At 64.9% G+C, this 23,463-nt stretch carries 22 protein-coding genes; 14 read left to right on the top strand and 8 right to left on the bottom strand.

What is annotated here, in order from left to right:
* Window positions 1-19 precede the first annotated feature (19 nt).
* The 4 genes from purH to purD are packed head-to-tail and all read left to right on the top strand — an operon-like array spanning window position 20 to window position 4,160.
* Window positions 20-1,603, top strand: coding sequence for a bifunctional phosphoribosylaminoimidazolecarboxamide formyltransferase/IMP cyclohydrolase (purH, locus tag RT460_RS07775; protein WP_313318224.1), 1,584 nt, complete (start codon window positions 20-22; stop codon window positions 1,601-1,603).
* Window positions 1,604-1,626: 23 nt separating this feature from the next.
* The gene (locus tag RT460_RS07770; RefSeq protein WP_313318222.1) at window positions 1,627-2,442 is read left to right on the top strand and encodes a hypothetical protein; all 816 of its coding nucleotides are present in this window, start codon (window positions 1,627-1,629) and stop codon (window positions 2,440-2,442) included.
* The gene (locus RT460_RS07765; protein ID WP_313318220.1) at window positions 2,442-2,852 is read left to right on the top strand and encodes a hypothetical protein; all 411 of its coding nucleotides are present in this window, start codon (window positions 2,442-2,444) and stop codon (window positions 2,850-2,852) included. The genes RT460_RS07770 and RT460_RS07765 overlap by 1 nt, the downstream gene beginning before the upstream one ends.
* Window positions 2,853-2,873: 21 nt before the next feature.
* On the top strand, window positions 2,874-4,160 hold the full coding sequence (purD, locus tag RT460_RS07760) for a phosphoribosylamine--glycine ligase (protein ID WP_313318219.1): 1,287 nt from the start codon (window positions 2,874-2,876) through the stop codon (window positions 4,158-4,160).
* Window positions 4,161-4,408: 248 nt separating this feature from the next.
* Here purD and RT460_RS07755 read toward each other — a convergent pair whose 3' ends face one another.
* Window positions 4,409-5,404: an aldo/keto reductase gene (locus RT460_RS07755; protein WP_313318218.1), complete on the bottom strand. Its 996-nt coding sequence runs from the start codon at window positions 5,402-5,404 to the stop codon at window positions 4,409-4,411.
* Between the two features lie 82 nt (window positions 5,405-5,486).
* On the opposite strand from RT460_RS07755, the gene RT460_RS07750 reads away from it, so the two are divergent.
* Window positions 5,487-6,404: a LysR family transcriptional regulator gene (locus RT460_RS07750; protein WP_313318217.1), complete on the top strand. Its 918-nt coding sequence runs from the start codon at window positions 5,487-5,489 to the stop codon at window positions 6,402-6,404.
* 94 nt (window positions 6,405-6,498) lie between these two features.
* On the top strand, window positions 6,499-8,688 hold the full coding sequence (gene yccS / locus RT460_RS07745) for a YccS family putative transporter (protein WP_313318322.1): 2,190 nt from the start codon (window positions 6,499-6,501) through the stop codon (window positions 8,686-8,688).
* A 442-nt stretch (window positions 8,689-9,130) separates the two neighbouring features.
* Here yccS and RT460_RS07740 read toward each other — a convergent pair whose 3' ends face one another.
* Window positions 9,131-10,315: an MFS transporter gene (locus tag RT460_RS07740; RefSeq protein ID WP_313318216.1), complete on the bottom strand. Its 1,185-nt coding sequence runs from the start codon at window positions 10,313-10,315 to the stop codon at window positions 9,131-9,133.
* 98 nt (window positions 10,316-10,413) lie between these two features.
* Here RT460_RS07740 and RT460_RS07735 point away from each other — a divergent pair, with 98 nt between their 5' ends.
* The 5 genes from RT460_RS07735 to RT460_RS07715 all read left to right on the top strand — a co-directional run bounded on the left by RT460_RS07735 (window position 10,414) and on the right by RT460_RS07715 (window position 14,457).
* Window positions 10,414-11,286, top strand: coding sequence for a LysR family transcriptional regulator (locus RT460_RS07735; protein ID WP_313318215.1), 873 nt, complete (start codon window positions 10,414-10,416; stop codon window positions 11,284-11,286).
* Between the two features lie 82 nt (window positions 11,287-11,368).
* Entirely contained in the window at window positions 11,369-13,258 is a 1,890-nt protein-coding gene (locus RT460_RS07730) for an MFS transporter (RefSeq protein ID WP_313318214.1), read from the top strand.
* A 95-nt stretch (window positions 13,259-13,353) separates the two neighbouring features.
* Window positions 13,354-13,689 (top strand): hypothetical protein, encoded by a 336-nt coding sequence (locus tag RT460_RS07725; RefSeq protein WP_313318213.1) that lies wholly within the window; start codon window positions 13,354-13,356, stop codon window positions 13,687-13,689.
* A 23-nt stretch (window positions 13,690-13,712) separates the two neighbouring features.
* Window positions 13,713-13,994, top strand: a complete 282-nt coding sequence (locus tag RT460_RS07720) for a CD225/dispanin family protein (protein WP_313318212.1) — start codon at window positions 13,713-13,715, stop codon at window positions 13,992-13,994.
* A 46-nt stretch (window positions 13,995-14,040) separates the two neighbouring features.
* Window positions 14,041-14,457, top strand: coding sequence for a DUF2752 domain-containing protein (locus RT460_RS07715; protein WP_313318211.1), 417 nt, complete (start codon window positions 14,041-14,043; stop codon window positions 14,455-14,457).
* 89 nt (window positions 14,458-14,546) lie between these two features.
* On the opposite strand, the gene ampE is transcribed toward RT460_RS07715, so the two are convergent.
* From ampE to RT460_RS07690, 5 genes are all read right to left on the bottom strand, one after another.
* Window positions 14,547-15,434: a regulatory signaling modulator protein AmpE gene (gene ampE, locus RT460_RS07710; protein WP_313318210.1), complete on the bottom strand. Its 888-nt coding sequence runs from the start codon at window positions 15,432-15,434 to the stop codon at window positions 14,547-14,549.
* A gap of 42 nt (window positions 15,435-15,476) precedes the next feature.
* On the bottom strand, window positions 15,477-16,400 hold the full coding sequence (nudC, locus tag RT460_RS07705; protein ID WP_313318209.1) for an NAD(+) diphosphatase: 924 nt from the start codon (window positions 16,398-16,400) through the stop codon (window positions 15,477-15,479).
* Window positions 16,401-16,470: 70 nt separating this feature from the next.
* On the bottom strand, window positions 16,471-16,857 hold the full coding sequence (erpA, locus tag RT460_RS07700) for an iron-sulfur cluster insertion protein ErpA (RefSeq protein WP_313318208.1): 387 nt from the start codon (window positions 16,855-16,857) through the stop codon (window positions 16,471-16,473).
* Window positions 16,858-16,888: 31 nt separating this feature from the next.
* Window positions 16,889-17,323 (bottom strand): polymer-forming cytoskeletal protein, encoded by a 435-nt coding sequence (locus RT460_RS07695; RefSeq protein WP_313318320.1) that lies wholly within the window; start codon window positions 17,321-17,323, stop codon window positions 16,889-16,891.
* A gap of 2 nt (window positions 17,324-17,325) precedes the next feature.
* Window positions 17,326-18,066 (bottom strand): DUF6776 family protein, encoded by a 741-nt coding sequence (locus RT460_RS07690; RefSeq protein WP_313318207.1) that lies wholly within the window; start codon window positions 18,064-18,066, stop codon window positions 17,326-17,328.
* Window positions 18,067-18,237: 171 nt separating this feature from the next.
* Between RT460_RS07690 and RT460_RS07685 the strand changes: the two genes are divergently transcribed.
* From RT460_RS07685 to RT460_RS07675, 3 genes are read left to right on the top strand one after another with little or no spacing between them, the layout of a single operon-like run.
* The gene (locus RT460_RS07685) at window positions 18,238-18,876 is read left to right on the top strand and encodes a DUF4126 domain-containing protein (protein WP_313318206.1); all 639 of its coding nucleotides are present in this window, start codon (window positions 18,238-18,240) and stop codon (window positions 18,874-18,876) included.
* Between the two features lie 16 nt (window positions 18,877-18,892).
* Window positions 18,893-20,710 (top strand): EAL domain-containing protein, encoded by a 1,818-nt coding sequence (locus RT460_RS07680; RefSeq protein ID WP_313318205.1) that lies wholly within the window; start codon window positions 18,893-18,895, stop codon window positions 20,708-20,710.
* Window positions 20,707-23,085 (top strand): ATP-binding protein, encoded by a 2,379-nt coding sequence (locus tag RT460_RS07675; RefSeq protein WP_313318203.1) that lies wholly within the window; start codon window positions 20,707-20,709, stop codon window positions 23,083-23,085. Before RT460_RS07680 ends, RT460_RS07675 begins: the two co-directional genes overlap by 4 nt.
* Before the next feature lie 13 nt (window positions 23,086-23,098).
* Here the strand turns inward: RT460_RS07675 and bfr are convergent.
* The coding region (gene bfr / locus RT460_RS07670; protein WP_313318202.1) for a bacterioferritin at window positions 23,099-23,463 on the bottom strand (365 nt) is incomplete at its 5' end.

Below are 23,463 nucleotides of genomic sequence, written 5' to 3'. Positions count from 1 at the left end.
CGCTTCCCCCTGCCTCCCCATGTCTTCTGATCTGCTGCCCGTACGCCGGGCTCTGCTGTCCGTTTCCGACAAGACCGGCCTGATCGATCTGGCCCGTGCCCTGGCTGCCCGCAACGTCGAGCTGCTGTCCACCGGCGGCACCGCCAAGGCAATCCGCGAGGCCGGCCTGCCGGTCAAGGACGTGTCCGATGTCACCGGCTTCCCGGAAATGATGGACGGCCGGGTCAAGACCCTGCACCCGATGGTCCACGGCGGCCTGCTCGGCCGTGCCGGCACCGATGATGGGGTGATGGCTGAACACGGCATCGCCCCGATCGACCTGCTGGTACTGAACCTGTATCCGTTCGAGTCGGTCACCGCCAAGGCCGATTGCAGCCTGGCCGATGCCGTGGAAAACATCGACATCGGTGGCCCGGCGATGCTGCGCAGCGCAGCCAAGAATTTCGCTCGCGTTGCCGTGGCTACCAGCCCGGATCAATACGACGCGCTGCTGGCCGAACTGGCCAACAACGACGGCCAGCTGTCGGCGGCCAAGCGTTTTGAACTGTCGGTGGCCGCGTTCAACCGCGTCGCCCAGTACGACGCGGCGATCAGCAATTATCTGTCGGCCGTCACCGACACCACTGCTGCGGTGCCGGTGCGCAATGAATACCCGGCGCAGATGAATTCTTCTTTCATCAAGGTCATGGACCTGCGCTACGGCGAAAACCCGCACCAGAGCGGCGTGTTCTACCGTGACCTGTACCCGGTGCCGGGCACCCTGGCGACCTTCGTGCAGCTGCAGGGCAAGGAACTGAGCTACAACAACCTGGCCGACGCCGATGCCGCATGGGAATGCGTGCGCCAGTTCGACGTGCCGGCCTGTGTCATCGTCAAGCACGCCAATCCCTGCGGTGTCGCCGTGGCTGCCGATATCGGCGCCGCCTACGAAATGGCTTACAACACCGACCCGACCAGCGCCTTCGGCGGCATCCTCGCCTTCAACCGCACGCTGGACGCGGCCACCGCCAAAGCCATCCTCGATCGCCAGTTCGTCGAAGTGCTGATCGCCCCGGACTACGAACCAGCTGCGCTGGAATACGCCACCAAGAAGGCCAATGTGCGCGTGCTGCGCATCCCGGCTGGCGATGCCCGCAACAACTACGACACCAAGCGCATTGGTTCGGGCCTGCTGATCCAGAGCGCCGACAACCGCGGCATGAGCGCCGACGAGCTGAAGACCGTCACCCAGCGCGCGCCGACGGCTGCCGAGCTGCGTGACCTGCTGTTCGCCTGGCGTGTGGCCAAGTACGTCAAGTCCAATGCGATTGTCTATGCCAAGGACGAGCGCACCATCGGCGTTGGCGCCGGCCAGATGAGCCGCGTCTACTCGGCACGCATCGCCGGCATCAAGGCCGCCGATGCTGGCCTGGTGGTGCCGGGTTCGGTGATGGCATCGGATGCGTTCTTCCCGTTCCGCGATGGCCTGGATGCCGCTGCCGAAGCTGGCATCACCGCGGTGATCCAGCCGGGTGGTTCGATGCGCGACAACGAAGTGATCGCTGCCGCCGACGAACATGGCATCGCCATGGTGTTCACTGGCGTGCGCCACTTCCGTCACTGAGTACCGCATCGATGGCGACAGGGGTGTTTCAAAAGGGGGTTGCCCTGGCGATCGCGGCGCTGTTGGCCGCCTGCCAACAGGGCACGCCTGCGCCATCGGCCGATGCCGACAAGCCGCCAGTACTGCGCCACGACGACGCCGTACTGGCGCTGCTGCAACAGCGTTACGGTGCCCCCTCGCAATTGCAGGGGGAGTGGGCACAGCAGCTGGAAGATGCTGGCACCGGGCACGCACGCCCGGTCCGTCGCGACGTCTGTGCCGACCAGAGTGTTGTCATCAGCGAGAGCCGCTACCGCATGCTTGCGGTATGCACGCACTACGACAACGCAAGCTCGATCGAGTTGGGCACCAGCGATTTCATCGTGTTGCGTGAAGCGGTCGACGGCAGCATGCAGCTGGCAGCAGAACTTTCCGGGCGCGCCAGCGGTGCCAACGGCCAACCGGGGAGCGTCACTACCGTGCAGGTAGGTGCCGCTGCCTGGGCCTATCAAGTCGATGACGAAGTGCTGCAGATTGGCGCCCGCATGCGTAACCGTTCGTGGGTGGTATTTACCGGCAACGACGCGCTGCATGACGCCGGTTGGCTGCGCACGCACCTGGACGACCACAACGCAGTGGACTGCGGCAGCACCGGCAACTGCAGGAACGGCAGCCTGGACCTGAATTTCGACGCCGTACCCGACGACAGCCAAGCGCAGCTACCTTACTGGCCGCTGCGCGTGCACGAGACTGGCCGCGGCTGCAAGGGCAAGGTGGATGCGACGCACAGCATCGCCTATGACCCGGCGCAAGCCCGCTATCAAATCCCTTCCACCATGCAGATCGAGGCTTGCAGCTGATGCGCAGTGTTCTTCTCACCGTTACCGTCGCCTGCTGCGGCGTACTGCTTACCGGCTGTGGCAACGGCAAGCTCACTGAAGCCCAGCACAGCGCCCTGGCCACACTTGGCACGCAGCTTCCCAAGCCTTACCGCGATGGTTTGATCACCGACTCGGCGCACCGCCACGGCGACGACATCGTCTTCGTCGTGCGCTTTCCCGGTGCGACTGTCGCCATGGCCAAAGCAAAACCTGAAGTATTCGAGGCATTGCGCCGTGACGAAGACGAATCCATCACCGAGCTCTGCATGGAACCGGCATTGGCCCCGGTCTATGCCGCAGGTGGTGGTGTGCGCCGCCGCTTCGTGGATGCCAAGGGCGCGGTGTTTTTTGAAGTCGAACTGAAAGCCAAGCATTGCACCCCCCATTGATGCCCCTCAGGAACTGACCCCATGAAAATCCTCGTCATCGGCTCTGGTGGCCGCGAACATGCCCTGGCTTGGAAGTTGGCGCAATCAGCGCGCGTAAGCGAAGTGATCGTCGCCCCCGGCAACGCAGGCACCGCCACCGAGGGCAAATGCCGCAATGTTGCGATCAAGGTCAACGACATTGATGGCCTGCTGAAGCTGGCCCAGGACGAGGCCGTGGGCCTGACCGTGGTCGGCCCGGAAGTACCGCTGGTGCTGGGCGTGGTCGATCGCTTCCGCGACGCCGGCCTGCGTATCTTCGGGCCGACGGCTGCCGCTGCGCAGCTGGAAGGCAGCAAGGCCTTCGCCAAGGACTTCCTGGCACGCCATGGCATTCCCACTGCGTACTACGCCGTGCACACCGAGGTTGATGCCGCACTGGCCTACCTGCACGAAAAGGGCGCGCCCATCGTGATCAAGGCCGACGGGCTTGCCGCCGGCAAGGGCGTGATCGTGGCGATGACAATGGAAGAAGCCGAAGCCGCCGTGCACGACATGCTCAGCGGCAATGCCTTTGGCGATGCCGGTGCGCGCGTGGTGATCGAGGAATTCCTGGAAGGCGAAGAAGCCAGTTTCATTTCGATGGTCGATGGTCGCATCGCGTTGCCGATGGCCACCAGCCAGGACCACAAGCGCGTGGGCGATGGCGACACCGGCCCCAATACCGGCGGCATGGGCGCGTACTCGCCGGCGCCGGTGGTGACGCCGGCCGTGCATGCACGGGTGATGCGCGAGGTGGTGGAGCCGACCGTGGCCGGCATGATCGCCGACGGTGTGCCGTTCACCGGTTTCCTGTATGCCGGTTTGATGATCGATGCCGATGGCGCACCGAAGGTGATCGAATTCAATGTGCGCTTCGGCGACCCGGAAACCCAGCCAGTGATGCTGCGCCTGCAGTCGGATCTGGTGGACCTGGTGGAGGCGGCCATTGATGGCGCGTTGGCAGGCGTGGATGCGCAATGGGATCCGCGTCCGTCGCTGGGCGTTGTACTGGCCGCCAAGCCCTACCCGGGAACGCCGATCACCGGTGATGTGATCAGCGGACTGGGCGACGTGCCGGCCAGTGCCAAGGTATTCCATGCCGGCACCGCACTGGACGCCGACGGCAACGTGGTCAGCGCCGGCGGTCGTGTGCTGTGTGTTGCTGCATTGGGTGACAGCGTGAGCGATGCACAGAAGCGCGCCTATGCAGGTGTGGCCAAGATCCACTGGGCCAACGAGTTCCACCGCAACGACATCGGCTGGCGCGCGATCGCGCGTGAGCAGCAGTAACCTGTAGTGCCGAGCCATGCTCGGCAGGGGCTCTACCGGTAACGCCGCAGAAGCTACCCCTCCCAAACCCTCCCCTGCACTTCGTGCAAGGGAGGGGGCATGTAGTGCCGAGCCATGCTCGGCAGAGGCTCTACTGGTAAAGCCCAATGTAGTGCCGAGCCATGCTCGGCAGAGGCTCCACCGGTAAAGCCTCAGCCGAGCATGGCTCGGCTCTACATCTGTAATTCCCCGCCGAGCATCGCTCGGCGCTAGCGATGCACGCTACCAATGCTCGCCGCCGGATAACGCAGGCCGGCAGCCGCATCCACCGGGAACACGGCATCGATCCGCGCCAGGTCCTCGGCACCGAGCACCACATCCAGCGCACCCAGGTTTTCCTCCAGGTAGGCCAAACGCTTGGTGCCCGGGATCGGTACCAGGTCATCGCCCTGCGCCAGCACCCATGCCAGCGCCAGTTGCCCCGGGCTGACGCCCTTGTCGGCGGCAATCGCATTGACCTGTTCCACCAGGGCCAGGTTGCGGGCGAAGTTCTCGCCCTGGAAGCGCGGGGAATGGCGTCGGTAATCGTCGGCCTCGAAATCAGCCGGGCTGCGGATAGCACCGGTCAAAAAACCACGACCCAGCGGCGAGTACGGCACGAAGCCAATGCCCAGCTCACGTACCGTCGCCAGCACGTCGTTCTGCTCCGGCTCGCGTGACCACAGCGAATACTCGGTCTGCAGCGCGGTGATCGGATGGACCGCATGCGCGCGGCGGATCGTCTGCGGCGCTGCCTCGGACAGCCCCAGATAACGCACCTTGCCCTGCTCGACCAGCCGCGCCATCGCACCAACCGTGTCCTCGATCGGCACCTGCGGGTCGACACGGTGCTGGTAGTACAGATCGATATGATCCACGCCCAGCCGCTGCAGGCTGGCCTCACAGGCCGCCTGCACATACGCCGGCCGGCCATCGACACCACGCGCCTGCGCATCACTGGCATCCAGACGCACGCCGAACTTGGTGGCCAGGAACACCTGCCCGCGACGGTCGGCAATCGCCTTGCCGACAAGCACCTCATTGGTATGCGGGCCGTACATGTCGGCGGTATCCAACAGCGTCACGCCGCGCTCCAGCGCACGATGGATCACCGCGATCGAGGCGGCGTCGTCACCGCGACCGCCATAGAACGCGCTCATACCCATGCAGCCCAGGCCCAACGCGGAAACAACCGGGCCATCACGGCCAAGCACTCGGGTTTTCATTGGCAACTCCAGCTCAGGAACGGGGATGGCCACTGTAGGCGCTCGCCACTATGGCGATAAAGGCAGATACTCCGCACTTACCATGAAGCAAGCCTTCACAATGGACGCCTCGCTGCTCCCCGCCCTATCGGCCTTTGCCTGCGTCGCCCGCCATGCCAGCTTCCGCCGCGCCGCCGACGAGCTGGCGGTCTCGCCCTCGGCCTTGTCACAGACCATCCGCAACCTGGAACACCGCCTCGGCACCCGCCTGTTGCAGCGGACCACACGTCGGGTCGGGCTGACCGAAGCCGGCCATCGCCTGTTGCAGGAAACCGCGCCAGCGCTGGCGCAGATCCGCGATGCGCTGTGCGCGGTCGAGCAGAACCGCGATGTCGCCACCGGCCAGCTGCGCATCACCGCACCGCGCTTTGCCATCGAGTACCTCCTGCTGCCGCACCTGGCGGCATTCCACCAGGCCTACCCGCAAGTGGAGGTGGAACTGGCGATGCAGGCCGCCATGGTCGATGTGGTTGGCGAAGGTTTCGATGCCGGCATCCGCCTGGGCGAATCCTTGGCCGACGGCATGATCGCTGTTCCACTGGGGCCACCGCTGCGCTGGACCGTCGTGGCCGCACCGGACTATCTGCAGCGGCACGGCACCCCGAGTACGCCCGAGGCGTTGATGAGCCATGCCTGCATCCGCCACCGCAGCAGCAACGGCCGGGTGATGGCCTGGGAGTTCAGCCGCGAAGGCCGCGACTTCACCCTGGATGTCAGCGGCCCTCTCTTGCTCAATGACAGTCCGCTGGCATTGCAGGCGGCGCGTGCGGGCATCGGCCTGTTGCAGGTATTCGAACCGATCGCGCGCGCAGCGATCGATACCGGTGACCTGGTCGCCCTGCTGGAAGACTGGCAGCCGGCCTATGCCGGCTTCCATCTTTACTACCCCTCGCGCGAACAACTTGCACCCAAGCTGAGGGTATTCCTGGATTTCATGCGCGCAGCCAACGCCACAACGTAACCGCGCGTCGCCGCCCGCATCGTTGACCCTTGCCTGCACTGCGGCAGCACCGCAAGCTGGAGGCCCGATGATCCCGCGAGTCCCCGCTTCCGGCATGCGCCGTCTCGACCGTCACCTGGGCCAGCTTTGGGCCCATGAAAAAGCCAGTTACGGGCTGCGCGTGTTCATCGCGCTGACCGCCGCCATTGCCTATGGCTGGTACGACGGCCATATCGAAGCCATCCCCGGTCTGTTCCTGGGCATCATCGCCAGCGCCATCGCCGAGACCGACGACAACTGGTGGGGGCGCACCAAGTCGGTGCTGTTGTCGCTGCTGTGCTTTACGGCCGCCGCAGCTGCGGTGATCGTGCTGTTTCCGCAGCCATTGCCGTTCATCGCCACGCTCGCGCTGGCCGCATTCGGACTGACGCTCCTGGGCGCCTTGGGCGAGCGCTATGCCTCGATCGGCCAGGCCACGGTGACACTGGCGATCTACGCCATGATCGCGCTGGACCAGCACCACGGCAGCAGCCCGCAACAGGCCTCGCGCGAGGTGATCCCGCTGCTGGTAGGCGCAGCCTGGTATGGACTGCTATCGATCCTGTGGACCGCGATGTTCGCCAACCGCCCGGTCCGCGAACGGCTGGCACGGTTGTTCTTCGAATTGGGCCGTTATCTGCAGCTCAAGGCCGATCTGTTTGAACCGGTGCGGCACGGCAATCTGGAAGCACGCCGGCTGGCGCTGGCCGAGCAGAACGTGCGCGTGGTGCAGGCGTTGAACATCGCCAAGACTGCCATCCTCAGCCGCTTTGGCCGCTCCGGCCGGCCCGGCGTGCAGTCGGGCCTGTACTTCCGCCTGTATTACATGGCGCAGGACTTTCACGAGCGCGCCAGTTCCTCGCACTATCCCTATGAAGCGCTGGCCGACGCGTTCTTCCACAGCGACGTGCTGTACCGCTGCCGGCGCCTGCTGTCGCTGCAGGGCAAGGCCTGCCAGGCTTTGGGCCAGGCCATCCGCCTACGCCAGCCATTCGACTATGGTGAACAGACCCGTGTCGCCGGCCAGGACCTGCAGTCCTCGCTGCAGTACCTGCGCGAGCAGCGCAATCCGCAGTGGACGCGCCTGCTTGGCTCCTTGCAGCTACTTGCCGCCAACCTGTCCAGCATCGAGCGCCAGCTGTCCGAAGCTGCACTGGCCGATACCCCGCTTGAAGGTATCGATACCCGCCTGCGTGATTCCTCACCGCACACCCTGCGCGAGATGGGCGCCCGCCTGCGTCAGGCCCTGACGCCTGGCTCACTGCTGTTCCGCCACGGCGTGCGCATCGGCATCGCGCTGATCGCCGGTTACGCGCTGCTCAAACTGGTGCACCCGGACAACGGCTACTGGATCCTGCTGACCATCGTCTTTGTCTGCCGGCCCCACTTCGGCGCCACGCGCCTGCGCCTGGTCCAGCGTATTGCCGGCACCCTGCTTGGCCTGGGCGTCACCTGGGCGCTGATGCAGCTGTTCCCCGGCACTGGCCTGCAGTTGCTGTTGGCGCTGGCAGCGGCACTGCTGTTCTTCATTACCCGTACCGACCGTTACCTGCTGGCAACGGCTGCGATCACGGTGATGGCCTTGCTGTGTTTCAACCTGATTGGCAATGGTTTTGTGCTGATCTGGCCACGCCTTCTGGATACCTTGATCGGTTGTGGTATTGCCGCGATCGCCTCGCTGCTGATCCTGCCGGACTGGGAAGGCAGGCGCCTGCACAAGGTGATGGCACAAGTAATTGCCACCAGCACCGCCTATCTGGATGAAGTGCTGGGCCAGTACCGCAGCGGAATGCGCGATGACCTGCCCTACCGCATTGCCCGCCGCGACATGCACAACGCCGACGTCGCCTTGTCGGTCGCCTTGTCCAACATGCTGCGCGAGCCCGGTTACGCACGCGGCAATCTGGATGCGGGCTTTCGATTCCTCGGCTTGTCCAATACCTTGCTTGGCTATCTGTCGGCACTCGGCGCGCATCGGGCGCAGGCCGATGCGGTCAACGACGACGGTTTGATAGCAAGTGGCCATCGCCAGCTGCAGCAATCACTGGCGGGGCTGGCAGATGCCTTGGGCAAACGCCAGGCTGCCACCCCGCAGGAAGATGAGATCGCACTGGCCGACGCGCTGGAGCAGATGGCCGAGGAGATTGACGACAAATCACGCTTGGTGCGCACCCAGCTGGCCTTGATGCTGCGCTTGCTGCCCAAGCTCAGGGCGGCGGCGGATGAGGCGATAGTGCCGGCTGCCGGGATGCAGGTTGCGAACTGATCCATTGCCTATGTAGTCGGGGCAGGCGTTGGCGATTGCGGGGTAGTAGCCCGGGCTACCGAGGCTGTGGCTGTGGCTGTGGCTGTGGCTGTGGCTGTGGCTGTGGCTGTGGCTTTCGCCGTTGCCGTTGCCGTTGCCGTTGCTCTTGCTCTCGCTCTCCCTTCCCCCGCCTGCGGGGGAAGGTGCCCAACGGGCGGATGGGGGACGCTCTGGCTCTGGCTTTGGCTTTCGCCGTTGCCGTTGCTCTTGCTCTTGCTCTTGCTCTCGCTCTCCCTTCTCCCGCCTGCGGGGGAAGGTGCCCAACGGGCGGATGGGGGGACGCTCTGGCTCTAGCTTTGGCTTTGGCATTAGCACTTGCTCTTGCCAGAACCGCCTTGCCAACCAGCGGGCACGTGCATCCCTTCAACTGATCCATCACCCGCTTGGCGGGCATATGCCGAGTCTACCGCCGCTTTCTGGCCGGCACGCAATACACCAGCAGGCCGATCACGGCGATCACACAGCCCAGTACACACACTCCCCACCACCCAAAACGCGTCCATGCCAGCGTACTCAGCGCCGAGCCGCTGGCGCCGCCGATGAAATAGCAGGTCATGTAAGCAGAGGTGATGCGACTGCGTGCGCCTTCATCCAACTGATAGATCACGCTCTGGTTGTTGATGTGCACCGCCTGCACCGCGATATCCAACAGCAGTACACCGCTGATCAACGCAGCCAGCGACACCGGCGCGAATGCCAACAGCAACCAGGACAGCAACATCAGCACCAGGCCACCGCCAGCAACCCAGTGCCCCAGACCGCGATCACTGAGCTTGCCGGCACCGCTGGCAGCCAAGGCGCCCGCCGCGCCGATCAGGCCGAACACGCCGATCGTGGTGATCGAATACCCATAGGCAGGCCCCGCCAGCAGGAAAGCCAGCGGCGTCCAGAACACGCTGAAACCGGCAAACAACAGCGCGCCCAACAGCGAGCGCTGGCGCAGCACCGGCTCGTCGCGCAACAACGCCAGCACCGACCCGATCAGGCGCGGATAGGACAGGCTGGCGGTGGGCTGGTGTGCCGGCAACACCCGCGCAAGCACCAAGGCCAGCAGCAACACCACCGCGCAAGCCACCCAATAGATGGTGTGCCATGAGCCGATGCCCGCCAGCACGCCCGATGCAGTCCGCGCCAGCAGGATGCCCAGCAACAGGCCTGCCATGATGGTGCCCACCACCCGCCCACGATGCTCCGGGCTGGCCAACGTCGCGGCATGCGGCACGATCACCTGCGCCGCCACTGCACTCAGGCCTGCCAACGCGGTACCCGCCAACAACTGGGCGAAATGCCCGGCGCTTGCGCTGATCGCCAGGCCGACCGCGGCAAGCACGAACAAACCAACGATCAGCCGGCGCCGTTCCAGCCGGTCCCCCAGCGGCACGATCAGCAACAGTCCGGTGGCATAGGCCAACTGGGCGACCGTCACCACCCAACCGGCCCGACTGGCGTCCATCTGGAAAACGTCGGCCAGTATCTGCAGCAGCGGCTGGGCGTAGTAATTGCTGGCCACGATCACACCGGTGGCGGCGGCCAACAGCAGGACCTGGCCTTGGCTGAGCGGGCGATGGACGGAGGCGGATGTGGTCATCTGGCGGCATCACGGCGGGAACGGGGGCCAGTCTGGCGGGCACAGATCAATGACACAAATGCATTGTCATCATCTAATCCATCTGTTTTAGTGATTGCATGCTCACCCTGCGCCAGCTGGAATTTGCCGTCGCCGTTGCCGAAGAAGGCGGCTTCACTGCGGCCGCCGCACGCTGCCACACCGTGCAATCGGCACTAAGCCACCAGATTGCGCGGCTGGAAGACGCCTTTGGCGCGCGGTTGTTCGAGCGCAGCCCCCGCCGCGTACGCCCAACCGCCGCCGGCGAGGTATTCCTCGACAACGCGCGACGCACCCTGCAGGCCGCCGCGCGGCTGCAGGAAGAGATGGCGCTGACGCTGGGCACCGTGCGCGGCCGTATCAACATCGGCCAGATCACCTCGCTCAACGTGGTCGACGTGCCGGCGCTGCTCTCGGCGTTCCGCGCCGCCCATCCAGCCGTGGAGGTTCACCTGAAGGTGGGCATGAGCGATGCATTGCTGGCCGAACTGGAGGACGGCCAGCTGGACCTGGCCCTGGTCGGCATTGGTCCGCAGGTTCCGCTGCCGCCCCAGCATCGCTTGCTGCATGAAGAGGGCTTGTCCTTGGTCATGCCCCCGGGGCATCCGCTGGCCACGCAAAGTGCAGTCGCGCTGCAGTCCTTGCAAGGCCTGCCGCTGGCTGCGCTGATACCGGGCGCCGGGGTAAGGCGCATGCTTGATGACGCCCTGCGCGAGCGCGGCATCCAGGCGCAACTGCAATACGAAGTCACCCACAGCGAGCTGCAGCAACAGCTGGTCGCCGCGGGGCTGGCGGTTGCGGTGGTGCCCGACAGCATGGCCGCGCGCATGCAGCGCACTGTTGTGCGGCCCTTGCTTGAGACCTTTCACTTCCGCACCTGTGCGGTATGGCGCGCCGACCCCACCCCTGCGGCGCGGGCATTGCTGGAGCTGTTGCCCGACAGCACCCGCTGAAGGGCCCCTGCAACGCCCAGCGCTCTTGCCCGATACCTCCATGCTGTTCTGCTAATGTGCCGCGCAGCACCGAGGAGACACGATGTCCGGCCACAACCAGTTCGCCCTGCTCAGGCAGCGCCGCTTCCTGCCCTTCTTCATCGTCCAGGCGCTGGGCGCGTTCAACGACAACATCTACCGCCAGGCGATCATCGGCCTGCTGTTCTACCTGGGCGTCAGCACCGAAGAACGCACGCTCTACACCAACCTGGCGCCGGCGCTGTTCATCCTGCCCTACTTCCTGTTCTCCGCCCTGGCCGGGCAGATCGCCGAGAAACTGGAGAAGCAGAAGCTCATCGTCATCACCACGACGATGGAAATCGTGATCATGTCGCTGGCGGCGATCGGTTTCCTCACCCAGAACATGCCGGTGCTGCTGATCGCGCTGTTCTGCACGGGCCTGCAATCGACCTTGTTCGGCCCGGTCAAGTATTCGGTGCTGCCCTCCATCCTCAAGCCCGAGGAACTCACCGGCGGCAACGGCCTGGTGGAAATGGGCACGTCCATCTCCATCCTTACCGGCATGATCGCCGGCGGCATGATTTTCGCCCTGGCCGGCGCCTATGGCCCGATCGTGGCCGCGGTAGCCATCATCGCCCTGGCCCTGGCCGGCAACATCGCCGCGCGGATGATTCCCAAGGTGGATGCCGGCGCGCCCGAACTGAAGCTCAGCTGGAACCCCATCAGTGAATCGCTGGCAGTACTGCGCCTTGCCAAGAAGCAGAAGGCAGTGCGCAACGCGATCCTGGGCGTGTCCTGGTTCTGGTTCTTCGGCACCATCCTCACTTCACAGCTGCCCACCTATGCCGAAGTGAACCTGGGCGGCGGATCCACCTTGTACATCTTCGCGCTGGCCTTGTTCTCGCTGGGTACCGGTACCGGTTCGCTGCTGTGTGAAAAGCTCTCCGGGCGCATCGTCGAGATCGGTCTGGTGCCATTGGGTGCGTTCGGCATGAGCGCCTTCCTGCTTGACCTGTACTTCGCGCGGACCGGCTCCGTCACCGCAACCGGCCTGGATGTGGCCGGCTTCGTCCAGCAGCCGGGCAGCTGGCGCATCATCATCGACCTGCTCGGCATCGGCCTGTTCACCGGCTTCTTCGTGGTGCCGCTGTTCGCGCTGATCCAGAGCCGCACGCCGAAATCGGAAATGTCGCGCGTGTTCGCCGCGCTCAACATCCAGAACTCGGGTTTCATCGTACTGGCAGCGGTGCTCGGCCTGCTTACCCAGAGCCTGCTCAAGTGGACCATCCCCCAGTTGTTCCTGGCCCTGGCCATCGCCAACGTGCTGGTAGCGGTCTATATCTTCAGCATCGTCCCCGAATTCCTGATGCGCTTCCTCAGCTGGGTGATGGTGCGCACCCTGTACCGGCTGCGGGTCAAGGACGTGGAAGGCAACGTACCGGACGAAGGCGCAGCGCTGATCGTCTGCAACCATGTGAGCTACATGGATGCACTGATCCTGTCGGCGGTGGTGCCGCGGCCCGTGCGCTTCGTCATGTACTACAAGATCTTCAACATCCCGGTGATGCGCTGGATCTTCAAGACCGCCAAGGCCATCCCCATCGCCAGCCCCAAGGAAGACGCCGCGCTCATGCAGCGCGCCTTTGACGAGGTGGATGCGGCGCTGGCCGAGGGCGAACTGGTCTGCATCTTCCCGGAGGGCGCCCTGACCAAGGATGGCGAGATCGCCGCCTTCAAATCAGGTGTGGAAAAAATCCTGGCACGGCGACCGGTGCCGGTCGTGCCCATGGCCCTGAAGGGGATGTGGGCCAGCATGTGGAGCCGACGCGACACCCGTCTGGGCCGGATGCGGGTACCGCGGCGGTTCCGGGCCCACATCGAGGTAGTCGCCGGGCCGACTGTGAATGGGGAAGGCAGCAGCGCAGCCGCCCTCGAAGCCGCAGTGCGTAGGCTTCGTGGTGATGAAGCATAGGAATACCGGCTTTCCAGAAGTGAGACTTCTGGCTACCCTACGCCCCAAGGCACACGCGTATGGGTACAGCGCGCGGTGCATCGCCAAGGGGAGTCATGGAACAGACCACGCAAACAACCACGCTGCCAGCCGTACCCGCGCCCACCGCGACCGTGCAGCAGGTGCACCACTACTACCACCCACAGAAATCCGGTGGTACTGCGGCCCTGCTCGAGGTCATACCGGGTCTGTTCCAGGTATTCGGCATCGGCCACATCTACGCCGGCAACGTGGTGCTGGGGCTGCTCTTCATGTTCGGCTACTGGGCGCTGGCGTTCGTCAACTTCCTGCTGTGCTTTGTCTTCATCGGCTTCATCACCTGGCCCCTATGCTGGGTCGCAACCATGATCATTTCGCCGTTGATCGCGGCCAATACCTGCAAGTCACGCTGATCTATCCCAACAAGGAGCTTTAAGTGAATACCAGCAGTCCTGTCGTCTCCAACAACCTCGTCTGGGCCATCCTGGCCACTGTGTTCTGCTGCCTGCCGCTGGGCATCGTCTCGATCATCAATGCAGCCAAGGTCAATGGCCTGCTGGCAGCCGGTGACGTGGCCGGTGCGCGTGACGCCTCGGAAAAGGCCAAGAAGTGGGCGATCTACGCCGCAGCTGCAGGTGTCATCGTGACCATCCTGTACATCGTGCTGGTCATGGTGCTGGGCATTGGTGGCGCCGTGGGCGGCAGCAACGGCTACTGATGCAGCAGAAGGAGCCGGATGCCTTGGCATCCGGCTCTTCAACCCGATGGTGATTCCGCAACATCTGCTTCGTTATGCACCGCTGGCCGCGATGGGCGGCATCGCCGTCGGTGCGATAGCCATCCTCGGCAGGATCGACCCGAACGTCGCCGGCAATCCGCTGCCCTCCTGTCCCTTCTATGCGTTGACCGGCATCTGGTGCCCGGGTTGTGGCAGTACCCGATGCCTGCACGCGCTGGTCCACGGTGACCTGGGGCAGGCCATGGGCATGAACCCCCTGCTGGTCGTATCCATCATTCCAACCCTGATCATGGCCCTGCATGGCGCAGGCTTCTGGCCGAAGCGGTTGAATTGGGCGGTACGGCTGTTCGCCCGTCCCATGCTGTGGATGTTTGTCATCTGCGGGTTCTGGATCGCCCGCAATCTGCCTTGGTATCCGTTCAACCTGCTTGCACCCGGTTGAATCCTGGCTGCGCCTGACGGCGCTTCCCGGCTGAAGAAGCTGGGCGCCAAACGGCAGTCGTCGTTGCGGCTGGGCCAGGCAGCCCGGGCTCAGCCTACCCAGCCAGCAATCACCAGCATCGCAACCAGCGCCATCCACAGCAGCAGCATGCGCCACACCACGCTCATCGCGTCGCGCAGGTCCGGGTAGCGCTCATCAACAGGCACATGACCGGATAACTGCGCCTCTTCCGCCTCTTCCACCAGCTCGGCGCCCACGCTGGCGCGCGCGGCCTCGGGCAGGAAACCGATCTGCAGTGCCCAGCGATTGCCACCGGAGCGACGCCAGGCCGAAAACACCGTGTCGAAATTGCCCACCAACGCCATGGACAGCGTCATCAACTGGGCCACCGGCCACTCCAGCACCGCCAATGCCCAATCCCCGGCCGTGCGTGCGGATACCGCCAGCTGTGCCGACTGCGCGCCTTGCGTAGCCTGCGCCAAGAGGCGATACAACAGCACACCGGCAGGCCCCAGCAGCAGGAACCAGAACAGCGGCGCGAACCAGCGGCGCAGGGCGTTGATCGCCGTCGCTCCCACCAGGCTGGCCATGTCCTCACGCATGCTGCCGCCGGCAGATTGCAGATGGGACAGGGTTGCGTCACGACGGCCCGTGTCGTCGGCATCGATCACCGCCTCCACATCGCGGTCCAGATCACGTGGCCCCCAGCACAATGCCAGCATGGCCACGCCAAAAAGCAGCGACGGCAGACCAAACAGGCGGTCGTCCAACGCCCACTGCAACAGCGCCACCAACCCAACCAGTGGCGCGATCGCCCACAGCAACAGGTAACGGTTGCCTTCGCCCTCGCCACTATTGGCCTGCAACCAGGCCAACCAGCGACCGAACCAGCGCCAGTCGCGCAGCACGGACAGCAGTGCCGGCGCCAGGTGGCCCAGCACGAGTGCGGCAATCACTGCTACCAGGGTCGTGAACATGCGCTTCCTCCGGGCTGCGATTGTAGGCGCTGGCGCCGACGCTTACCCATGATCTGGATCAGTGCCCGGCTGGCGTCGATACCAGTGTTCGACCAGGCTGCGGGCAATGGATATCGGCGCCGGCAGCAACAGCCCGACACCATCATCGGATTGCTCGCGTTGCAGGGCGGCGGCGACTTCCTCACGGCTGCACCAGCGAGCATCCTCCAACTCGCCATCAACCGTTGGAAGGTCGTCATGGGCACTGGCGGCAAAACCCACCATCAGCGCCCCCGGAAAGGGCCAGGGCTGGCTGCCCAGGTAACGCGCCTCGATCACCCGCACCCGGGTTTCTTCATAAACCTCGCGAACGACCGTCTGCTCGAAGGTCTCGCCCGGCTCCACGAAGCCGGCCAGCACCGAGTAACGGCGGGGTGCCCAATTGGCCTGGCGACCCAGCAGCAGACGCCCATTGTTCTCGACGGCCACGATGATGGCCGGATCCACCCGCGGGTAGTGCTCGGTACCGCATTGGGGACAATGGCCGATGAAACCGGCACGGCCAAAACTGACCGCCGCGCCACAGACCCCGCAATAGCGGTTGCGCGAATGCCAGTACGACATGCCGCGTGCGTAGGAAAAGATGTTGGCCAGCGCTGCCGGCCAGATCACCGCCGCCTGGCGAAGATCGACCCGCCCCGGCGCCTGCACGGTGACATTGCCCGCCTCGACCACGAACCATGCCGCGGCCGGGTCCTTGCCCAGGTAGATGGCAGTGCCAGGGCCACCGCCCAGCTCACGCCCCAAGGGCAGGAAGGGCTGATCATCAGCCATGGCCAAGGCGCGGCCGTCGGTGTCCAGCACCAGCACCCGCGCGTCGGGCCAAAGTGCGGCCAATGCATCGGCATCGGCGCGCAGCGTGTCACCACGGTCCAGCGCCGTCGCGGCGAAGGCGTACCCGGAAAACTTGTATTCAGCGTTTAGCATCGACCAGAGCCTGCCGCCAAAGCGCGGCCTTCGCAAGCCGCATCCAACGCAGCCCCCAGCGGGATCCGGTCTAGACCGAGAAACTGCTGCCGCAGCCGCAGGTGGTGCGGGCATTGGGGTTGCGGATCACGAACTGGGCACCGGTCAGGCTTTCGCTGTAATCGACCTCGGCACCCATCAGGTACTGCAGGCTCAACGGATCCACCAGCAAGGTCACACCTTCGGTCACCACGGCCAGGTCATCCTCGGCGCGGTTTTCATCGAACTCGAAGCCGTACTGGAAACCAGAACAGCCGCCACCCTGGATATAGACACGCAGGGCGAGGGCATCATTGCCTTCGTCCTGGATCAATTCACGCACCTTGGCCGCTGCCGACGGAGTGAAGTTCAGCGGCCGGTCCAGGGACTGGTAATCAGGCGCCGGCTGCGCACCGGGCAGGGAAATCAGCGTACTCATGCGCCCAGCATGGGGGCGCCGGCAGGCTGATTCAAGCCTCGGCTGCTTCAGCCTTGCGCGATTTGCCGTTGCTCTTTTCTTCCGGAGCCGGCAATGCAGCCACCGCAGCTGAATGGACCAGGCGGCCGTTGAGCTGGGCGCCAGCGTTCATTTCCACCACCGAGTAATGGACGTTGCCCGTTACCCGTGCGCTAGGGGTCAGCTCGACCCGCTCGCTGGCATGCACATCACCGTCCATGCGGCCGCTGAGCACCACCACCGAGGCACGCACTTCGCCTTCGATGTGCCCCTGCTCGGCCAGCGTCAGCACGGCATTGGCGCCCTCTTCGGCAACAACCTTGCCCAGGATGCGGCCTTCCACGTACAGGCCACCGCTGAAGACCACGTCACCACGGATCACCACCTGCGGCCCGATCAGGGCATCCACGACCAGATGGCTGTCGCGGTTGGACTTGTTACCGAACATGTTCATTCCCCTCTGCCGCTACCGGCGAGTTTCCAATCAAAAGTCTGCGTCGCGCCTCCCCCAGGCCCGGACAGGGAGACTCGCACACGTTGCGGCGTGAAATCCCGGGGCAGCATCACGCTACCGTCCAACTGCTGGAAATAGCGGAAGGAATAATCCTGCCCCGGCACGTTCTTGCGCTGATGTAGGTCATCCCAGCTGACGGTTGTCAGCTTTCCATCCTTGACGCCCTCAATGGAAAACCGCATCTGCCCCTGGCTGATTGCTCCACGATTGAGGTTCTGGGTGAGAACCACGCTGTAATGCCATGTCCCAGCGGCTTCTGGGCTGAACTCGGCCGAGTGCGCATTGAGCCCCTTGCGCTGGCTGGTGGAGCCCACCAGCCGCTCGTAGAAGGCGACGTCGGCACGCAAGCCGGCGATTTCCTCGTCACGCTCGGCCAGCGAGGCCTGCACTTCGGTATTGGCTGCGCGGCTGATCTTGTCGGAGGCCTCCAGCGTCGCCTGCCGCTGGCGCAGTTCCTCGACCTGGCTACGCTGCTGTTCCACCAGTTGTTCACTCTGCCGCAGCTTGGTGCGCAGGCCACCGCTGTCCGGCGAGGCATAGCGCGCCGCCAACCAACCCACCAGCAGCAGCGACAACAGCCAGCCGGCGGCAACGATGGCAATGGGAAGCCAGCCCGGGCGCGAACGGGCAGCGCCACGCGGGGTGATCTGGAAACGCGAGGAAGGTCGGGGAGTCATGGCAGGATCCGGCCCGCCCCTGGTTCAGGGACTGGCTTGTGCTCCGTCTGAAACGACGTGCGAGTGTAAACGACCCTGCCGCCTGCGCGCTGGCCCGCCGGCATCTGGCATTCACTGCTGTCATGCTCGATAGTTGCGATCCTGCTCACAGTTACCCGCCGGACCCTTCCCATGACCGAAGCCCACGTATTCGTCATCGGCATCCTGCTGGCCTGGCTGGCTGGCATCCGTGTCTATCTGACTGTCTTCGGCGTTGGCCTGGCCGGCATCATGGGCTGGGTCGACCTGCCACCGGCCTTGCAGGCTACCGAGTCGTGGTGGGTGCTGGGCACCTCCGGCGCGCTGGCCGTGGCCGAATTCTTCGCCGACAAGATCCCAGGCGTGGATTCGATCTGGGATCTGCTGCAAACCCTCGCACGCGTCCCCGCGGGCGCCTTCCTGGCCGCAGCTACCTTGTCGCCCGACGGTGACCTCAGCACCGGCGTACTTGCTGCCGGAGCCGGCGTCGCCCTCGCAAGCCACGGCCTGAAGGCCGGAACGCGTGCCCTGCTCAATACCTCACCTGAGCCAGCCAGCAACTGGGTGGCCTCGGTTGCCGAGGACAGCGTGGTGATCGGTGGATTGGCATTGGCGTTGGCGCATCCGTGGCTGGCGTTGATCTTCGTACTCGGTGCCAGCATTGCCGGAGCGTTGATCGTGTGGCTGGTTTGGCGCATGTTGTGGCGGGGCCTGAAGCGCGTGTTCGCAACGCCGCCGCAAGCCAGCAGCCCTTCAACGCACGGCGAGCAGTCGCTGCCACCCGCTCCTTGAACGCATAATTCAGTCGATGGCCAGTCTCGATACCTCTGCTACCGCCCGCCCGCAATACGCGGAAACCCCACCTGCCGACTTCTGGCAACGCTGGAGCGTGCTCAACACCGCGCCCACCGACGCGGTGCAGGCGCAGATCAAGGCCGATGCGGGGGCGGTGACGATCGCGCCCGGCATCAATGCCGGCGAAGACACGCCCTATCGCGTCCTGATCGTCGAGGACAACCGCTCCCAGGCATTGTTCGCGCAGAGCGTGCTGCACGGGGCTGGTATGCAGGCCTTCGTGCAAATGGACGTGGACGGTGTGCAGCAGGCCATCAGCGAACATCGCCCGGACCTGATCCTGATGGACCTGCACATGCCGGGCCTTGATGGCATGCGCCTGACCGCAATGATCCGCCAACAGCCGCACCAGCAACTGCTGCCAATCGTGTTCCTCACCGGCGAGGCCGACCCTGATCGTCAGTTCGAAGTGCTGGACTGCGGCGCCGACGACGTGCTGGTCAAGCCGATCCGGCCGCGCCACCTGGTCGCCGCCGTTGCCAACCGCATCCGTCGCAACCGCATGCAGGTGCCGGGCACGCCGGACAGCGCACCGCTGCTGAATAACCCGGAGACCGGCCTGCCGACCCGCCACAATGTGATGCAGCAGCTCCTGGCCACCCTTGAGAGCAAGCAACCCGGCGGCCTGATGTTCATCGAGATTGCCAGCGCGCTGGGGCTGCGCGAGCGTTATGGCTATGCCAGTTTCGAGCGCCTGATGGTGCAGGCCGGACAACGCATCGCCGAACACATGCAGCCGCACCTGCTGGCACGCTTGAACGACAACAGCTTCCTGCTGCTGGTGCGCGGCACCGCCGAAGACGCCCTGACTGCGGTTGCCCAGCGCGTACGCATGGGCCTGTCGGCACAGACATTCGCCATCCGCGAACAGGAAGCCGTGTTCCTGCGTTGCGTGGTAGGCGTCGCCGCCTTGCCGCAGGCGTTCAATGATCCGGATGCCGCGCTGGAAGCCGTGGAGCGCACGGCCCTGCAGGCGCGCCTGGACACCGACGGTGTCACCCTCTATCACCCCGAGAACAGCGCCGACAATCAGGAACAGTTGGCGCTGCTCGAAGGCCAGCTTGAACTGGCCTACCAGCCCATCGTTGCCGTTGCCGGCGGCGATACCGCGCAGTACCAGGTACTGCTGCGCTTGCGCCAGAGCAATGGCGCGCTGCTTTCGGCCGGACAGATCATTCCTGCCGCCGAAGCAGCCGGACGCATCGCCGACCTGGACCAACAGGTCGTGGAGCATGCCCTTGGCCTGCTGCACCTGTACCAGTTCGCGCAGCCACCGATGCGCCTGTTCGTCTCGCAATCGCTGCGCACGCTGTCCCGCAGCGCCTACGCACAGTGGTTGCTCAAGGCCCTGCAGGAACGGCAGGTTGCCGGCAATGGCCTGGTGATCGACGTGCGCCTGTCCGATGCGCTTGTGCACGCGGTAAGCCTGCAGCAGTTCTGTGCGCAGCTGATGCCGGCCGGGGTGCAGTTCTGCCTCAGCCAGTTCGAGCCCAGCGATGAGGCCAATGCACTGCTCACCCAGCTGCCATTGGGCTACGTCCGCATGGCCGGCCGCTTCGCCGGCAGCCATACCAGCCAGAAGCTGCGCGACGAACTGCGCCTCACCATCGACCGTGCGCATCGCGCCAACGTGCAGATCATCGGCCAGCAGATCGAGGATCCGCAGGCCGCCGCCGCGATGTGGGTGGGCGGCGTGGACTTCATCCAGGGCAATGTCGTGCAGCGCGCCGGCAGCGAGCTCAACTTCGACTTCCAGAACGCGGTGCTATGAGCGTGGCTGGCACAGGAGCATCCCGCGGCTGGGCGTTACTGGCTGCAACCTGTGCCGCGATCGCCGCCACCACGCCGTGGCTGCCGCAGGTACCCGCACTGACCGGCGCGGTCGCAGCCGCTGTGGCCACGCTTGCCGCGCTGCTGGCTGCATGGAGCAGCAATCGCCTGGCCCGCCACGCGCACGCGCTGCAGCTGGGCAAGGAAGAACTGGTGCTGGAAGCAGGCCAGCTGCGCAGCGCAGCCACCGTCCACAGCAAGATGGAACAGGACCTGCTGCAGGCCAAGCAAGCCGCCGAAGCCGCCACCCTGGCCAAGGGTGAGTTCCTTGCCACCATGAGCCATGAGATCCGCACCCCGCTCAACGGCATCCTGCCGATGCTGGAGATGATCGCCCAAGGCGCGCTGGACGGCGAGCAACGCCGGATGCTGGCCACCGCGACGGAGAGTTCGCGCCAGCTGTTCCGCATCGTCGATGACATCCTCGATTACTCCAAGCTGGAAGCAAACCGGCTGGAGCTGGAAATCACCACCTTCAACCTGCGCGAAACCCTGGAAGGGATGCTCGCGCTGATGCAGCGTGCCGGCGAACACAAGGGTTTGCGACTGAACCTGCATATCGATCCCGCGGTACGCCTGCCGGTACGCGGCGACCCGGTGCGGCTGCGACAGGTGCTGGGCAACCTGCTGGTCAATGCCATCAAGTTCACCGAGCGCGGCACCATCCATATCGAAGTCACCCGCCTGGGCGAAACCCCGGCCCAGCACCAACTGCGCTTCGAAGTCCGCGACACCGGCATCGGCCTGGACACCGCGCAGCAGCAGCGCCTGTTCAACGCCTTCACCCAGGCCGACGCATCAACCACACGCCTGTACGGTGGCACCGGCCTGGGGCTTGCGATCTGCAAGCGCATCGTCGACCTGATGCACGGCACGATCGGCGTGCAGTCCGCACCCGGTCGCGGTTCGACCTTCTGGTTCGAGATACCGCTGCTGAAAGTGGTCGGCGACCTGTACCGCCCGGAACACCTGCGCAATGCCCGCACCATCCTGCTGATGGCGCCGGAAGTCCGCTTGCGCCAGCGCCTGGAGCGCGTGCTGGCAACCTGGGGCTACCAGCCCAAGCTGGTCCACAACCTGCAAGAGGCGCTTGAGACGCTGCGCAACCCTGCCACGGCCCTGCACGCCGTCATTGGTGACCTGGATCCCCTGCAACACAGCGCCCCGGCACTACAGCGCGCCATCAACCGCCTGGACAATCCGCCGCGCCTGCTCTGGCTGTACGGCGACAGCCCGGTACCTGCGGTGCTGAGCGATGGCGCCACCGTGTTGCCACGGCAGCTGCCGGATGCGCAGCTGCGCAATGCCTTGGCCGATAATGCAGCCCCTGCCGCACCCCCACCCACTACGCCGGCCACGCCCCAAGCGGTTGCCGCCGTGGCCATCGTCCCCATCGAGACCACGCTGAATCCGCCGGAGCCTGCGGTCGCGATCCCCGCGCCAGCACCACGGGAACATTCCAACCCCAGTGTCAGTCTAGCTGGCATGCGCGTGCTGCTGGTGGAAGACAACCCGGTCAACCTGCTGGTGGCGCAGAAGCTGCTCAAGGTGATCGGCTGCAGCGTCGACAGCGCCGAGAACGGCGCCATCGCCTTGGAAAAGCTGCACAGCCGTCCTGCCTACGATGCGGTGCTGATGGATTGCCAGATGCCGGTGCTCGACGGCTATGCCGCCACACAACGGTGGCGCCAACATGAAGCTGACAAGGGACTGACAAGGCTGCCAATCATCGCCATGACGGCCAACGCCATGGCGGGCGACCGCCAGCGCTGCCTGGATGCAGGCATGGACGAGTACCTTTCCAAACCCATTTCCCGCAACCAGCTGCAGACCTGCCTGCAGGCGTTCATGCCTGTACCGCGGTCGCCCGAGGCAACGCCCATGACCAGCGATACCCCATCCCTCTCCAACAACCCGGCCGCGGCTGCGACGCCGTCACTGGAGGCCATCACCGCACCCGCGCTGGAGCGCAGTGTGCTCGATGAGCTCTACGAGATCGTGGGAGACGAGATCAGTGCCATTGTCGCGGTGTTCCTGGAAGAAACTCCCGCGTTGGTGCAGCAGTTGCAGGAGGCCAGCAACGCATTCGACACGCCACGCATGGGCGAGGTCGCGCACAGTTTGAAGTCGTCCAGTGCCAACGTGGGGTGCCTGGCCTTGTCCGAAGCCGCACGCCAGCTGGAGTACGGCGTACGTACCGGCAATCTGCAGCAGCCGGTCGCAATGGTGGCCAGGATCGTGGCCGAGTTCGCGCGCGCCCGTGCTGCCCTGGCTGGCTATCAGGCCAGCCTGGGCATCACCTCCCCGCAGGGCTGAACCGCAGCGCGGATCAGTCCTCGATCTTGGTGAGCAGGTAGTTCGGTTCGCCGATGCGCTCGATCAGATCCAGCTGGGTTTCCAGCCAGTCGATATGCTCTTCCTCGGCGTCGAGGATCTTCACGAACAGCGAGCGGCTGACGTAATCGCTGATCGATTCGGCATAGGCCACCGCGTCACGCAACACGGCCGCGGCCTCGTTCTCCAGCGCGAGGTCGCACTTGAGGATTTCGGTCGGGTTCTCACCGATGCGCAGCTTGCCCAGCGCTTGGAAATTGGGCAGGCCTTCCAGGAACAGGATGCGATCAGAGAGCACGTCGGCATGCTTCATCTCTTCGATCGATTCCTTGTACTCGTGTTCGGCCAGTTCCTTCAGGC

It is taken from the genome of Stenotrophomonas sp., assembly GCF_032061965.1.
Taxonomy (GTDB): Bacteria; Pseudomonadota; Gammaproteobacteria; order Xanthomonadales; family Xanthomonadaceae; genus Stenotrophomonas.
This window is presented reverse-complemented; position numbering and strand designations above follow the sequence as displayed.